We start from the raw sequence: 16,284 nt of genomic DNA, 5'->3' as shown, positions 1-16,284 counted from the left end.
AAGACAATACCAAGTAGTTATGTGGAATATTCCAAATACGCTCACAACATTTAGATTGCTACTCATTCCTGTGTTTGCAGTCGTTTTTTATCTTCCTTATTCATGGGCATTTTTTGCCGCCGCTTTTATTTTCTGGTTAGCTTCAGTTACCGATATCCTCGATGGCTATCTTGCTCGTAAGTTGGAACAGTCAACACCATTTGGCGCTTTTTTAGATCCTGTTGCCGACAAAGTGATGGTCAGTGTCGCTTTGGTGATACTTGCTACACATTATGATAATTATTTCATTACTATTTCTGCTGTTGTCATTATTAGTAGAGAAATAGTTATTTCTGCGCTGCGTGAATGGATGGCTGAGCAAGGTAAAAGAGGAAGTGTTGCAGTATCTTGGCTGGGTAAATTTAAAACAGCTGCGCAGATGTTAGCTATTATAGGTTTGATTTGGCAATTATCAGAGTGGATGACAATGCTAAGTTACGCACTTTTAGCTATCGCGACATTGCTAACATTAGTTTCTATGATCCAGTATCTCTATGCTGCAAAAGGAGAATTGACTAATTCTTGACTTGAAATGATTATAAACCCAGCGGTTTAGATAAATTTTGAGCAAACGATTCAAAACATTCATTTTTTATGTTGACGCGTTCCAGAACTTCTGTAGAATGCGTCCGTGTTGAGAGGGCAATGTGTCATCTAAATGAAATTTAGATAGCATCACCTAGCAAGTTAAAGTTTAAAGAAGCTTAGTAAATAAGTGGATTTAAATAATGGAACGCGAGTATAGCTCAGCTGGTAGAGCGCGACCTTGCCAAGGTCGAGGTCACGAGTTCGAACCTCGTTACTCGCTCCAAATTTGCGGCGGAATGGCAGAGTGGCCATGCAGCGGATTGCAAATCCGTCTACCTCGGTTCGACTCCGGGTTCCGCCTCCATTTCTCAACATATCCACATGCGAAAGCAAGCCCGATGCCCGGGTGGTGGAATTGGTAGACACAAGGGATTTAAAATCCCTCGCTGGTAACAGCGTGCCGGTTCAAGTCCGGCCCCGGGCACCATTTATTTTTCACATATCAAATTTACCAGTGTGAAAAATGGAATGCGAGTATAGCTCAGCTGGTAGAGCGCGACCTTGCCAAGGTCGAGGTCACGAGTTCGAACCTCGTTACTCGCTCCAATATTCTTCATGGCGGAATGGCAGAGTGGCCATGCAGCGGATTGCAAATCCGTCTACCTCGGTTCGACTCCGGGTTCCGCCTCCATATCGCATATTCTCTTTATTCTTAATATCCCACTAATTTACCTTTTTGTTATCCAAGAACACCACTGTTACTGATTTATCCACATCTTCTTTTACTTAAACACTGTTTCTTTAGATCCCATAATTATTACAACCACTAACTAATAACAAGAATCGAAAGTTAATATTCAATGCCTTTATAAACGCATCTATATTCATATTTTCAATAAAAGGTATCATTTTGGTATCTAGTCCTGCTTATCGGATAGACTTACTGCTTCTTAGTCGCTTTGTATTTTCACTTCCACATAATTTACGTACACCTTCTCTACATAAAGCAGAATTGACCTGGCTTTGTTTCGAGTTCTATATGTAAGTTGGCAAGTTGATATGCTAACAGATGTTACATAACGCTAGTTGTTCCTTAGTGATGCTTAAAGTTTATGTAGACTCGCGTGACCTCAATTCGGTCTTTTTGGGCGAAAAATATACTGTTTCGACATGTTTCGTTTATTTTTTGTTCGAACAAACCTTTTTTATAAGTTTTAATGAAAAAAGGGTTGCACTAAAATCGGATCTCCCTATAATGCGCATCCACCGACACGGGGAGCAGCGCTGAAAAGCAATGAGCCAACGAGTTGGTAGTCGAGTAAAACTTAGCTTTGAAAACTTCTCAAGAAATTAAAAATTAAGTGTTGACAAAAAATTGGGAATGCTTAGAATGCACACCCCTCGAAACAACGAAATGTTTCGAAACGTTCTTTAAAAATATGAAGCAATCATCTGTGTGGGTACTCGTACAGATTGAGTTCTAACAGCAGATTCTAGTTCGCTAGATGGCGCAAACAAATTTAGAGTCTCAATTGAACTGAGTGACCAACAGAATAAACATAGTTTATTCAGCACAGTCAATTCGATACCGAAAGGTATCAAAATCAGAATTCAATGAGCATGAAACTTAGGTTTCAAAAAACTTTTAATTGAAGAGTTTGATCATGGCTCAGATTGAACGCTGGCGGCAGGCCTAACACATGCAAGTCGAGCGGTAACATTTCTAGCTTGCTAGAAGATGACGAGCGGCGGACGGGTGAGTAATGCTTGGGAACATGCCTTGAGGTGGGGGACAACCATTGGAAACGATGGCTAATACCGCATAATGTCTACGGACCAAAGGGGGCTTCGGCTCTCGCCTTTAGATTGGCCCAAGTGGGATTAGCTAGTTGGTGAGGTAAAGGCTCACCAAGGCGACGATCCCTAGCTGGTTTGAGAGGATGATCAGCCACACTGGAACTGAGACACGGTCCAGACTCCTACGGGAGGCAGCAGTGGGGAATATTGCACAATGGGCGCAAGCCTGATGCAGCCATGCCGCGTGTGTGAAGAAGGCCTTCGGGTTGTAAAGCACTTTCAGTCAGGAGGAAAGGTTAGTAGTTAATACCTGCTAGCTGTGACGTTACTGACAGAAGAAGCACCGGCTAACTCCGTGCCAGCAGCCGCGGTAATACGGAGGGTGCGAGCGTTAATCGGAATTACTGGGCGTAAAGCGTACGCAGGCGGTTTGTTAAGCGAGATGTGAAAGCCCCGGGCTTAACCTGGGAACTGCATTTCGAACTGGCAAACTAGAGTGTGATAGAGGGTGGTAGAATTTCAGGTGTAGCGGTGAAATGCGTAGAGATCTGAAGGAATACCGATGGCGAAGGCAGCCACCTGGGTCAACACTGACGCTCATGTACGAAAGCGTGGGGAGCAAACAGGATTAGATACCCTGGTAGTCCACGCCGTAAACGATGTCTACTAGGAGCTGGGGTCTTCGGACAACTTTTCCAAAGCTAACGCATTAAGTAGACCGCCTGGGGAGTACGGCCGCAAGGTTAAAACTCAAATGAATTGACGGGGGCCCGCACAAGCGGTGGAGCATGTGGTTTAATTCGATGCAACGCGAAGAACCTTACCTACACTTGACATACAGAGAACTTACCAGAGATGGTTTGGTGCCTTCGGGAGCTCTGATACAGGTGCTGCATGGCTGTCGTCAGCTCGTGTTGTGAGATGTTGGGTTAAGTCCCGCAACGAGCGCAACCCCTATCCTTAGTTGCCAGCGATTCGGTCGGGAACTCTAAGGAGACTGCCGGTGATAAACCGGAGGAAGGTGGGGACGACGTCAAGTCATCATGGCCCTTACGTGTAGGGCTACACACGTGCTACAATGGCAGGTACAGAGAGCAGCGAGCTAGCGATAGTGAGCGAATCCCTTAAAGCCTGTCGTAGTCCGGATTGGAGTCTGCAACTCGACTCCATGAAGTCGGAATCGCTAGTAATCGCAAATCAGAATGTTGCGGTGAATACGTTCCCGGGCCTTGTACACACCGCCCGTCACACCATGGGAGTGGGTTGCTCCAGAAGTGGATAGTCTAACCTTCGGGGGGACGTTCACCACGGAGTGATTCATGACTGGGGTGAAGTCGTAACAAGGTAGCCCTAGGGGAACCTGGGGCTGGATCACCTCCTTATACGATTTAGAACTTATTTGTTCGAAGTGTCCACACAGATGATTGTTGCTTGGCCTGATGGCTAAGTGATATTGCTCTTTAAAAATTTGGAAAAGCTGAAAAATTAAATTCTGATAGATAACGAAAAGTTATTTATCGAGTTTTCGAAAGAAAATGCCGATTAATCATTTCGATGATTAATTAGCGTCTACTTTAGTATTCAATATTAACTTCTGGCGAAGTTAAACTGTCTTTGACACATACACCTCAAAGTAATAAACCATTTTGGGTTGTATGGTTAAGTGACTAAGCGTACACGGTGGATGCCTTGGCAGTTGGAGGCGATGAAGGACGTACTAACTTGCGATAAGCCTAGTCAAGCCAGTAAGAGGCGCTTGAGACTAGGATTTCCGAATGGGGAAACCCACCTGCTTGCAGGTATCGTTAACTGAATACATAGGTTAACGAGGCGAACGCGGAGAACTGAAACATCTAAGTACCCGTAGGAAAAGAAATCAACCGAGATTCCGAAAGTAGCGGCGAGCGAAATCGGAGCAGCCCTTAAGCTTTAGTGTAGTTAGTGGAACATGCTGGAAAGCATGACGAAACAGGGTGATAGTCCCGTACACAAAAACTTATCTAAAGTGAAATCGAGTAGGTCGGAGCACGTGAAACTTTGACTGAATATGGGGGGACCATCCTCCAAGGCTAAATACTCCCAACTGACCGATAGTGAACCAGTACCGTGAGGGAAAGGCGAAAAGAACCCCTGTGAGGGGAGTGAAATAGAACCTGAAACCGTGTACGTACAAGCAGTAGGAGCCCACCACCAAATACCTTTGTTGGGGTTCTTTAACATCGACCTGCTTTAGCAGCCGATGATAAAAGACATCTCGAAGAAATAGAACCTAGGTGGTTCAAATAGCAGAGCTATTTGGGGTGGGTGACTGCGTACCTTTTGTATAATGGGTCAGCGACTTATATTCTGTAGCGAGGTTAACCATTTAGGGGAGCCGTAGCGAAAGCGAGTCTTAACTGGGCGCTTAAGTTGCAGGGTATAGACCCGAAACCCGGTGATCTAGCCATGGGCAGGTTGAAGGTTGAGTAACATCAACTGGAGGACCGAACCCACTAACGTTGAAAAGTTAGGGGATGACCTGTGGCTAGGAGTGAAAGGCTAATCAAACCGGGAGATAGCTGGTTCTCCCCGAAATCTATTTAGGTAGAGCCTCGGACGAATACTTACGGGGGTAGAGCACTGTTAAGGCTAGGGGGTCATCCCGACTTACCAACCCTTTGCAAACTCCGAATACCGTAAAGTACTATCCGGGAGACACACGGCGGGTGCTAACGTCCGTCGTGGAGAGGGAAACAACCCAGACCGTCAGCTAAGGTCCCAAAGTGTATGTTAAGTGGGAAACGATGTGGGAAGGCTAAAACAGCTAGGAGGTTGGCTTAGAAGCAGCCACCCTTTAAAGAAAGCGTAATAGCTCACTAGTCGAGTCGGCCTGCGCGGAAGATGTAACGGGGCTAAACATACCACCGAAGCTACGGCTGCGTACGTAAGTATGCGGGGTAGGGGAGCGTTCTGTAAGTGGCTGAAGGTGTGCCGGGAGGCATGCTGGACATATCAGAAGTGCGAATGCTGACATGAGTAACGACAAGAGGAGTGAAAAACTCCTCCGCCGGAAGACCAAGGGTTCCTATCCCATGTTAATCAGGGTAGGGTGAGTCGACCCCTAAGGCGAGGCTGAAGAGCGTAGTCGATGGGAAACGGGTTAATATTCCCGTACTTGGTATGAATGCGATGGGGGGACGGAGCAGGCTAGGCAAGCATGGCGTTGGTTGTCCATGTGAAAGGCTGTAGGCTGGTGACTTAGGAAAATCCGGGTTGCTAAGGCTGAGAGTCGAGACGAGCCACTAAGGTGGTGAAGTTGTTGATGCCCTACTTCCAGGAAAAGCCTCTAAGCTTCAGTTCATACTGAATCGTACCCTAAACCGACACAGGTGGTCAGGTAGAGAATACTAAGGCGCTTGAGAGAACTCGGGTGAAGGAACTAGGCAAAATTGTACCGTAACTTCGGGAGAAGGTACGCTCTTGTTTGTGAAAGACTTGCTCTGTAAGCAAACGAGAGCCGCAGTGACCAGGTGGCTGGGACTGTTTATTAAAAACACAGCACTGTGCAAAATCGTAAGATGACGTATACGGTGTGACACCTGCCCGGTGCCGGAAGGTTAATTGATGGGGTTAGCTTAGGCGAAGCTCTTGATCGAAGCCCCGGTAAACGGCGGCCGTAACTATAACGGTCCTAAGGTAGCGAAATTCCTTGTCGGGTAAGTTCCGACCTGCACGAATGGTGTAACCATGGCCACGCTGTCTCCACCCGAGACTCAGTGAAATTGAAATCGCAGTGAAGATGCTGTGTACCCGCGGCTAGACGGAAAGACCCCGTGAACCTTTACTACAGCTTGGCACTGAACATTGACCCTACATGTGTAGGATAGGTGGGAGGCTTTGAAGCAGGAACGCTAGTTTCTGTGGAGCCGACCTTGAAATACCACCCTTGTAGTGTTGATGTTCTAACTTAGGCCCCTGAACCGGGGTTGAGGACAGTGCCTGGTGGGTAGTTTGACTGGGGCGGTCTCCTCCCAAAGAGTAACGGAGGAGCACGAAGGTTTGCTAAGTACGGTCGGACATCGTACGGTTAGTGTAATGGTAGAAGCAAGCTTAACTGCGAGACAGACACGTCGAGCAGGTACGAAAGTAGGTCATAGTGATCCGGTGGTTCTGAATGGAAGGGCCATCGCTCAACGGATAAAAGGTACTCCGGGGATAACAGGCTGATACCGCCCAAGAGTTCATATCGACGGCGGTGTTTGGCACCTCGATGTCGGCTCATCACATCCTGGGGCTGAAGTCGGTCCCAAGGGTATGGCTGTTCGCCATTTAAAGTGGTACGCGAGCTGGGTTTAGAACGTCGTGAGACAGTTCGGTCCCTATCTGCCGTGGGCGTTTGAGAATTGAGAGGGGCTGCTCCTAGTACGAGAGGACCGGAGTGGACGAACCGCTGGTGTTCGGGTTGTGATGCCAATTGCATTGCCCGGTAGCTACGTTCGGAACTGATAACCGCTGAAAGCATCTAAGCGGGAAGCAGGCCTCGAGATGAGTTCTCACTTTGACTTAGAGTCAACTGAAGGGCCGTTGAAGACTACAACGTTGATAGGCGAGATGTGGAAGTGCTGTGAGGCATTAAGCTAACTCGTACTAATTACCCGAGAGGCTTAACCATACAACGCCAAAGTGGTTTATAAGCGACAGAAGTTAATAGACTGAAGTAGACAAAAGAATTTAATAAGCTTTTTCCAGATTTAAGAATTAAACAAGGTGACCAACCTCAGCGGTATCGCGAAATCGGTTCACCTTGCGCAAATGGAATGCTCGTGCGAGGCACGATGTCATTAGACATTTGCACCCAGATTTCCTGATGACCATAGCGTTTTGGAACCACCTGACCCCATGCCGAACTCAGAAGTGAAACAAAACAGCGTCGATGATAGTGTGGGCTTCCCATGTGAAAGTAGAACATCGTCAGGGCCTTATTAAAGAAACCCGTTGCAGCAATGCGACGGGTTTTTTGCTGTTTGGGGCATAGAGATTTGAGGTATAAAACCTCGCGAGGTAAACTCGCTCCTACCACAGCATCAGCACTGACCAGCGTGGTCGGAGGTGGTTTACCCACCGAGCTGTTGGGCTCCCCAAACAAAGAGAGTAAAACATCCTAGTTCGTAGCGAGCCAGGGCCTTATTAAAGGTCGATTAACAGCATTCATCCATGATTCTAATCGACATTAGTACCTCCATGTACGTCAAACCCGTTGCAGAGATGTGACGGGTTTTTTGCTGTTTGGGATTTTAGAAAACCTCGCAAAATCAACACATCGCGAGGTAAACTCGCTCCCACCACAGCATCAGCACTGAGCGGCGTGGTCGGAGGTGGTTTACCCACCGAGCTGTTGGGCTTGGCAAAAAAGAATAAAAGCATCACTTCGTAACATCACGAGCTTTTCTAAACCTAAGTAAATGTGCACCTACCACCACATCAGCACTGAGCAGCGTGGTCGGAGGTGGTTTACCCGCCGAGCTGTTGGGCTTCCCATGTGAAAGTAGAACATCTTACTTCGTAGCGAGCCGGGGCCTTATTAAAGATCGCGAGGTAAACTCGCTCCTACCACCACATCAGCAATGAGCAGCGTGGTCGGAGGTGGTTTACCCACCGATAACTTGCAATGAAAGTTCTGGCTCAAAAACGAGTAGAAGTATTTTTTGACCAAGGTAAAGTTCGCCTTTTACTGCTTATTTTAGACTTCGCAAGGTCAGCCAATTGTTCTACTAAAGGCAAGGTCAAGGCAATAATTTGGCATTCTAGTGATGTATCACTTTAGTAACAAAATAAAGCTTATAGTTCAGTTATATAGTATAATTGTTTGTTGTATAAGGATTTTTTTGAGGTTTATTTTCCTTTAATTGTGTTTAAAGTAGCTACAAAAACCTAAATATTAATTTTTATTAAATAATTATTTCAATTTGTGTCGGTTTTAACTATAATACCCTTCCAGAGGAAAGAGATGCGCCTAGTGCATCTTTTTTTATGCCCAAAATTTGTAGCGTTCAGTCTATTTAGATTTGACGGATTACAGGGCTAGAAGTAATAACACTGAGCTTGTTGCTTCTCTAGTTTGTGACCTCTCGCGACTAGTACACACACGGTGATTCCTTTGGAGATTATATGATTACAGTTTTACCTCGCCTTGGTTTATCTGCGATTTCAGCTGCAGTGTTAGCAGCAGTAGCCCTTCCTAGTACAGCATTGGCTGAACAAGCTAATGTAGAGCAAGAAAAACAAGTTTTTGAAAAAATAGAAGTGACTGCTCGTAAACGTACAGAAAGCTTGTTCGAAACGCCTACCGCAATTACTTCTATCGGTGCTAGTGATATTGATAAAGCCAATATCAGCAATCTAGACGATATTGGTAAGTTCGTTCCAAACTTAAATATTACTCGCTATGGTGTAGGTAACGCTGCACATGCTTCTGTATTTATCCGCGGTATTGGTCTGCAAGACCATGTGATCACAACAGACCCTGGTGTTGGTGTGTACGTTGATGGTGTATATCTTGGCCGTCAGATGGGTTCTAACCTTTCATTGCCAAATGTTGAACGCGTAGAAGTACTACGTGGTCCACAAGGTACACTGTACGGTCGTAACACATTAGGTGGTGCAGTAAATGTAATCACTAAACAACCTGGCGCTGAAGAAGTTGCACGCGTTGAAGCTAAAATAGGTTCTCGCGGTCGTTTAGCGACTGATCTATATACAAGTCAAACTTTAACAGACACACTAAGCTTTTCTGCAAGTGCTTCTTATAAAGAGCGCGATGGTGTAGGCAAAGCAATTAACTTAGCAAATCCTGAAAAAGAAATCGGCGAAGAACAAGAGTTTAGTGGTCGCTTAGCACTTAGATGGCAAGCGACGAATGATTTAGTTGTCACCGCTGCATTTGACGGCGTTGAGAACGAGTCTGGTCAATCGCCGTATACTATCGAATTAACAGATCCGCTTGACTCAAATGATCCTTTCAATGGTGACTTCCCATTGCTAGATGAGTCTATGCTGCCAAACAATCCTGATGATTTGGCAACAACGGTTGCTGGCATTGAAAGCACTGATTATTCTGGTTGGGGCGGCTCCGTGACTGCCGATTGGCAAGCAAGTGATGTTTACTCTGTTAAATTTATCGCAAGTAAGCGTAGCTCTGAATATACCGGCGGCCTAGATGACGATGCGGTAGCACTTAATCTCTCAGAATTCCCAGAAGAGGGCGGTGCAGATCAGTACTCATTTGAACTACAGCTAAATGGTACTTATGACTCTTGGGATTTTGTATCGGGTCTTTATTACTTTAACGAAGATGGCTTTACCAGCTCTGGTCCGTTTGTATTTAGCCCATGGAACACGCCAAATGGATTATTGAATGATGGTCAGACGGCTTCTTTTGGTGGCTACGGTTACTTTGACATCAACCAAGAAACCGATGCCTATGCGGCATATATCAATGCAAGCTTTGACGTGACTGAGTTACTCAGCATTGGTGGTGGTTTACGTTACTCTGAAGACAAAAAAGAGGCAAACGCGCTATTCCCAAGCTTTGGTGCTCGTAAATACGTTAGCGCAGACTTTGACGAAGTGACGTGGGATGTGAATGCGTCATACCAGCTAACTCGTGACATCAATGTCTACGCACAGGTTCAAAAAGGATACCAAAGTGGCGGCTTCCCACCTCGCCCATTTGGTGGCCCAGATCAATTCGCTGCGTTTGATGAAACTAAAGCAATTAACTACGAAATTGGTTTCAAAGGCCAAGTGCATGAAAACGTATCTATGATGGTTGCTGCATTTGTAACGGATTACACTGATCTGGCGTTACCTTTCAACGACCCGACAGCTGGCGGTGGTTTCGTCACTATCGTGGAAAATGCGGGTGAGTCGAAAGCACAAGGTATTGAACTTGAAACGACAGTCGCAATTACTGATGATTTCTCAGTACGCAGCTCAATCGGTTACCTTGACTCTGAAATTACCCATGTTGATGAAGGTGTTATTGGTATTGGTAAAGGCGATGCGCCAGCACTTACGCCAAGATGGACTGTGATGGTGGCACCATCTTACTTCCATGACTTAGAGCATGGTGCAACGATTGCAGTTAACGCAAGCTACTCGTACCGCTCAGACATGCAAGGTCAGTCTGTAACACGTGCAAGCGAGCATATTGATTCTCGCGAATTGTTAGGCTTTAACATCTCATACACCAACGCTGAAGGCGATATGGAAGTAACGTTATACGGTGAAAACGTGCTTAATGAAGTGTACGATGTAGGTCGTCTACAGCAAAGTGGCTTTGTTGGTGTCATGCGCAGCAATGACCGCAGTGAGTTTGGTATTAAGTTCAAAAAAGAGTTCTGGTTAGATTAATCCAGCCCTAGTTTGAATATAGAAAAAGCCGCTTAGTTTCTTACTACGCGGCTTTTTTGTTTTAAATGTCTCGTCCTAAATTATGTTGAAACATTTCAATCTCATTCAGCATACACAAAGTAATGGATATAACTGCTTGTTTACATTGTGATTAATCTATGGGAATCTAATTGTAGATAATATCTCTAGTCCAGCTTTTATTCGTGTTGAGCTAATCATATCGCTGTAACTCGTTTACCCATAAACGTGAACACCATTCGCGATGTAGAGTCTATTTGAGCGTAAATATTACTAAGGAGAAGAAGTTGAGCAATACTATGTTAGAGGAAGGAAAGGAGATCCTAGCACAGCAGTCTTTTAGTTTGTTGTTGGGCGCTGAGTTGGAGATGTTTGAGGTTGGCGCTGCTGAGTTAAGTCTCGCTATTCGAGATGATCTTAAACAAAACTATGGTTTTGCACATGGCGGCGTGGTTAGCTATCTAGCTGATAATTGTATTACGTTTGCTGGCGCATCCGTGCTGGGCAGCTGTGTTACCTCAGAATATAAAGTGAACTATGTTAGGCCTGCTATTGGCGATAAGCTAATTGCGAAGTCAACTGTTTTGTATTCGGGTAAACGTCAGGCGACATGCGAATGTAAGGTGTATGCGAAAAGCGGAAACGAAGAGAAGTTAGTGGCAGTTTCTCTTGGCACAATCATCAAAGTTTAAATTAGTTAACCTCAAAGATGAAAGTTGGTCGCTTATTTTTTGTTACTTAGAAGTCAGGTCCTATTAAACCCCAATCAAATTAATCTTTATTTTTACTTTTAAATAGCAATAAGACCCGAAAAAGCAACTGGGCTTCGAGTCTTAAATTATTTTATATAATATTATTTATTATTTAATAATAAATAATATTCCTTAAATTTACTTGGTGCTGGCTTTTATCACTTTTCCGTTATAAAGATCTATACTGTTGATGTTCTCTATAGAGGAAATAGAATCTTGATGATACGATAATTTTAATAACCCATTATCATCAGATGTATAGATGTAGAGCTTTTTGCTATACTTATCAACGATGACAATATCATCGAATGAGTTAGCATCCAAATCACCGAATTCAATATCAAAATGACCGTGGTCTAAATTTAATTCAGATAAGTCTACATTATATCTATTCTCAATCTCATCAATTGAAATGCTTGGAGCCTTTACATCACCCTCTGCGTTGACAAAGCGGCCTGCAAGGTTAGTCCAGTTAACGCTTCTAGCTTGATCGCCCATAGAACCATGGCAAGTTAACACCCACATTTGTCTACCGTATGCGACATTAAAGATTTCTTTACCTGATTTTGGTACGCTTCTATTATAGCTGCCACCCTGAATTCGGCAATATAAACCATTGGAGCCCCAAGTTTGGTAAGTTGTATGATTAAATGGATGTACGCCACTATTAAAGAAGTGATATATCTTAACTGGAGTGTTATCTATATTTACCGAGCTATTATCAATCTCGCTCGCATTAGCTTGTGAAAAAATTGAAAAGCAAGATAACGCAGCGAATAATGTATTTTTATTAAACATAGTAAATTTCCTTATAATAAAATTAAGTGCTTCATAATAATTATGAGGCAGCTCCAAGGTATAACTGATAATTCAAAAAGTCAATGGTTTGGATACAAAAAATAAACAGTCGTACATTTTTTTATTTTTAATTTCATTGCATTAACATTTGGTGCAATAATATCGCTCATCGTTTAGTTTTCGTAAAGAAGGAAGTTTTAAATTCGATAATAGGGATTCCTGAATGTGTTATTCTTGCATTTGCCACAGTAGATAACAGGGATAGTATGAGGAGCTAATTCAATATGGACTGATGTTTCACGTATTGGTGATGTCGGGGCGAGAGTACATTTCGAAGGTACTTGAAAACAGCCAACGGATAATTTGAAATTATCTGCAAGCGCTACCACGTTAATAATAGTACAAATAGGTAGCGCTATGTCGAATACTTAGTTACAGCAGCTAGAACGTATACGCAACGCTAAACTTTACACTCCTTGGCATGATATATCGGCCGTTAGGTGAATCTGGGTTACGTGGATCCCCTTCGGTGATCCCTTGCTTGTCAGTAAGGTTATCTACCGCTAGTTGTAGCTTTACGCCTTCAGTAGGCTCTACAATGAGACCAACATCGAGCTTTTCATAGCCCTCTAACACGACGGTATTTTCGTTATCGCCAAAACGGTCGTCTACGGCTGAGAGTGTGCCATATAAGGTGGCGTACATACCCGATACTTCAAAGTCGTAGCTTGGTGTAACGCGCAGCATCCAATCAGGTTGGCGCTGTGCTTTATTTCCCTCATTTGTTGGGCTTTCAGTAATTTCAGTGTCTTGCCAAGTAGCATTCAAGTTTATCGATAAACCCGATTCATGGTTATAGCTGTAATCAAGTTCTACACCGGTTGCTTCATTGGTGAGAATTTCTGCAGGTACGCCTGGGCGCCTTACAAACGTGTCGCCTTTCACTTCATTGGTAAATAAAGTAACAAACAGGTCGCCAGTTTCACCCATATATTTATAGCCAAGCTCTGCTTGTGTGACTTCTTTAATCAGCGACTCGCCCGATTCATAGGTGCTATAGTTGTCTCTGAAGTCGTCGAAATAAGGCATTTTGTAGCCTTTGTTCATACGCACAAAAACACCTGAATCTAAGCTCAAACTATAGTCAGCGCCTAAGGTCCATGAAGTCTTGCGCTCATCATAGTCAACCGCTTTGGTGATAGCTCCATCTAAACCTTCGTCGACTGAATACTCAACCTCGTGCTGCTCGCTACGTAAGCCTAAATCTAACTTAAGGGCTTCCGTTGCTTGGTAACTTTGGGTGGTGTAGATGGCCCACGTTGTCGCATCACCAGAACTGTTAATGTCGTAGTTGAAGGCGCAGCCCGCAACATCGCTATTACACGCGATACCATCTAACACCTCGCCACCTTGTTCTAAAACGTGGTAGGCGGTATTACCTAAGCTCCACCAGTCTTTTGCAGAGGTAGTTGCAGTATAAATACCAAAGGCACTTGACCAATCACCAAAGGTTTTGCTTAGAGCTAAGTCATTGGTGAAAGCTTCGATATCTTTTAATACAATCCAGCGACCATACTGCTGCACCATTGTATCACCAGCATACTCATTACCAGTGACACTGCCAGTAGCTGTTTCGCCATTGTCCGCTACATCACTTAAAAGCATTGCGCTGCCAGCAGGCACTAGGCCTATTGTATTAGCATCTCCTTGCGTTAAACTAAAGCGGTCGTTTAGTTGCCAACCATTGTCGAAATTTACTTTCAAACTACCGCCTGACACGTGACCCTTCCAGCCACGACCATCCCCTATATCTACATTCATCGTGGTGTTGTGTTCACCAAAATAAATAGTTGCTTTGCGATTGTTTGTGCCTAGTTGAGTAAAACCGGCATCTACACCTTCAACATTAAGGGGAGTTGGTAGGTACCATGCGCCAGTGTCATCAGTTTGACGGGTATAAAGATTAAATTCACCATTAGCAAACTCTTTAGTTAGGTTAATGGTAAATTGATGACCCTTTTCTGAAGTAAATCCCGCATCACGGATCCCAGAAGAGCGTTTGATATAGCCGCCAACCATATAATAAAGGTCATCGGAGATCTCACCACTTAACACGCCGTCAATACGATTTAGGCCATAGTCTGTGGTGGTATATTTAAATGTGCCTTCGGTATCGGCTTGGCCACGTTTAAGTTGAAAGTTCGTCGTTAAGCCCGGCTGACCATTAGATACCACTGGATTTGGTCCACCACGCAGGCCTTCCATCATGCTGATGGTTTCATCGAGCCTGAAAATCGACGTGTTTTCTAAAAATGAGAGTGTTGGTGCAGGATAGATTGGACTGCCTTGCAAACTAACAGTTAAGAATGGCGCATCACCACCACCTGGAAAACCACGAACAAAAACGTTAGCGCCGGATTCTCCACCTGAACTTTCAACCCAGATCCCTGGTACCGCTTTCAGTAAGTCAGCTGTGCTTTTGGGAGCGAGCTTATCAATTTGCACTGCATCGATATTAGTTACAGCAAAGCTTGCATCAATTTTTCTGATCCCTGCGCCACCTGGTGTACCTGACACAATGATGGTTTCTACTTTCTCTTTATTATCTTTCGGTGTTTGCTCAGCCTGAGCTGATGTGCTTAACGCAAGCGTTATAGCAGCAGCGATCAAGCTTAAGGAGTTCGTTTTTATCACGGCTAAAGCCCTCTTGTTGTTGTCATAAACTGGTATTTAACGACTGTCTACTCTTTAAAATAGATCTTAATGCAAACGTTTGCAATAATGTTGTTTAAAATTTTGTCATAAAATGATGTAAGGCATTACAAATATAGCTTGATTGGTGTTCTTTTCTGCTCAGTTAGATTAAGGGATTCAATTAGTTATGGTCTAATTATCAAAAAATTGTAAGAATAGCAGTGCTATTAAGTGCGTTTATTAAGAGGTTTGCGATGGGAACTACACAATTAAAGCTATCTGATCTAGCAAGGTTAGCTGGAGTCTCTACCTCCACAGCTTCCCGTGCACTCAATGATAACCCACTGATAAAAAAGGAAACTCGAGAGCGTATTCAGGCGCTTGCAAAAGAGCATCACTTTAGTATCAACGCAGCGGCTAGTCGCTTACGGATGCAAAAAACCAAAGTCATCGCTGTTATTATTAATCTCGAAGCTGAAACCAAACAATCCGTTGACGACCCATTTTTACTTAAGGTAGTGAGCGATATAAATCGTGCAGTGAATCGAAAAGGTTACGAGTTACTGCTCTCCAATTCATATATGGCGGGGGAGGACTGGCATGGCTACTTTATTTCTGGGCGCCGAGCTGATGGAGTTATCGTCGTAGGGCAAGGCAAAGAGCAAGCACGAATCGAGCGGGCCGCAAAAGCAGGAACGCCAATCGTGGTGTGGGGCGACCCTAAAACTTCTGCTAATTATCCTATCGTTGGTAGTGATAATTTTATTGGTGGTATTAGCGCAACGAAGCACTTAATAGCCAAGGGTGCGTCTAAACTTCTGTTTATGGGCGACCCAGGTCATGCTGAACTTGGTGAGCGCTATCGGGGGTTTTGCCATGCGGTAGAAGAAGCTCAAGTAGAAGCGCAAATGGTTAAAATCGATATTACCTCAGAAGCAGCCTACGCTAGTATAAACGCTTTGTTGCGTGCACAAGGATTAACCTTTGATGGGATATTTGCTTGTAGTGATATGGTTGCACTTGGGGTACTAAAAGCCCTAAAAGAGCGTTATGTCAGCGTGCCCAATGACGTTCGAATTGTTGGCTTTGACGATATTGCGATGGCACAAATTAGCTTTCCAGCACTTACGACGATTAAACAAGACACTAGTGCGGCGGCGCAGTTATTGGTGGAGAAGCTACTCTCTCAGCTAAGTGGTGAAAAAACCACTTCTCAAGAGGTTCCATCCTCATTGGTTATCAGACAATCCAGTTAAACCTTTGCAAT

Annotated in this window: 6 protein-coding genes, 5 tRNA genes and 3 rRNA genes; 12 read left to right on the top strand and 2 right to left on the bottom strand. The window is 44.3% G+C overall.

Annotated features, from left to right (window positions below; translation table 11 throughout):
• Positions 1 to 19: 19 nt before the first annotated feature.
• From pgsA to CWC29_RS09395, 11 genes are all read left to right on the top strand, one after another.
• A complete protein-coding gene (pgsA, locus tag CWC29_RS09445) occupies positions 20 to 565 on the top strand; it encodes a CDP-diacylglycerol--glycerol-3-phosphate 3-phosphatidyltransferase (protein WP_128725210.1) in 546 nt (181 codons plus the stop codon).
• A gap of 209 nt (positions 566 to 774) precedes the next feature.
• Positions 775 to 850, top strand: a tRNA-Gly gene (locus tag CWC29_RS09440).
• A gap of 7 nt (positions 851 to 857) precedes the next feature.
• Positions 858 to 931: transfer RNA gene (locus tag CWC29_RS09435), tRNA-Cys, on the top strand.
• A gap of 36 nt (positions 932 to 967) precedes the next feature.
• A tRNA-Leu gene (locus CWC29_RS09430) sits at positions 968 to 1,054 on the top strand.
• A gap of 43 nt (positions 1,055 to 1,097) precedes the next feature.
• Positions 1,098 to 1,173: transfer RNA gene (locus CWC29_RS09425), tRNA-Gly, on the top strand.
• 11 nt (positions 1,174 to 1,184) lie between these two features.
• Positions 1,185 to 1,258, top strand: a tRNA-Cys gene (locus CWC29_RS09420).
• Positions 1,259 to 2,213: 955 nt separating this feature from the next.
• Positions 2,214 to 3,746, top strand: a 16S ribosomal RNA gene (locus tag CWC29_RS09415).
• 275 nt (positions 3,747 to 4,021) lie between these two features.
• Positions 4,022 to 7,015 (top strand): 23S ribosomal RNA (locus CWC29_RS09410).
• Between the two features lie 191 nt (positions 7,016 to 7,206).
• Positions 7,207 to 7,320, top strand: a 5S ribosomal RNA gene (gene rrf, locus CWC29_RS09405).
• Together the 16S, 23S and 5S rRNA genes form the textbook arrangement of a ribosomal RNA operon.
• 1,191 nt (positions 7,321 to 8,511) lie before the next feature.
• Entirely contained in the window at positions 8,512 to 10,755 is a 2,244-nt protein-coding gene (locus tag CWC29_RS09400; protein ID WP_138523711.1) for a TonB-dependent receptor, read from the top strand.
• A 305-nt stretch (positions 10,756 to 11,060) separates the two neighbouring features.
• On the top strand, positions 11,061 to 11,465 hold the full coding sequence (locus tag CWC29_RS09395) for a PaaI family thioesterase (RefSeq protein WP_235956557.1): 405 nt from the start codon (positions 11,061 to 11,063) through the stop codon (positions 11,463 to 11,465).
• Between the two features lie 198 nt (positions 11,466 to 11,663).
• Here CWC29_RS09395 and CWC29_RS09390 read toward each other — a convergent pair whose 3' ends face one another.
• Entirely contained in the window at positions 11,664 to 12,323 is a 660-nt protein-coding gene (locus CWC29_RS09390; protein ID WP_128725378.1) for a hypothetical protein, read from the bottom strand.
• A 441-nt stretch (positions 12,324 to 12,764) separates the two neighbouring features.
• On the bottom strand, positions 12,765 to 15,017 hold the full coding sequence (locus tag CWC29_RS09385) for a TonB-dependent receptor (protein ID WP_138523713.1): 2,253 nt from the start codon (positions 15,015 to 15,017) through the stop codon (positions 12,765 to 12,767).
• Positions 15,018 to 15,271: 254 nt separating this feature from the next.
• Between CWC29_RS09385 and CWC29_RS09380 the strand changes: the two genes are divergently transcribed.
• Positions 15,272 to 16,273: a LacI family DNA-binding transcriptional regulator gene (locus CWC29_RS09380; RefSeq protein WP_128725376.1), complete on the top strand. Its 1,002-nt coding sequence runs from the start codon at positions 15,272 to 15,274 to the stop codon at positions 16,271 to 16,273.
• Positions 16,274 to 16,284: the final 11 nt, after the last annotated feature.

The sequence above is a fragment of the Pseudoalteromonas galatheae genome (assembly GCF_005886105.2).
Taxonomy (GTDB): Bacteria; Pseudomonadota; Gammaproteobacteria; order Enterobacterales; family Alteromonadaceae; genus Pseudoalteromonas; species Pseudoalteromonas galatheae.
Note: the sequence above shows the minus strand (reverse complement) of the source record. Positions and strands in the feature narration are given on the sequence as shown.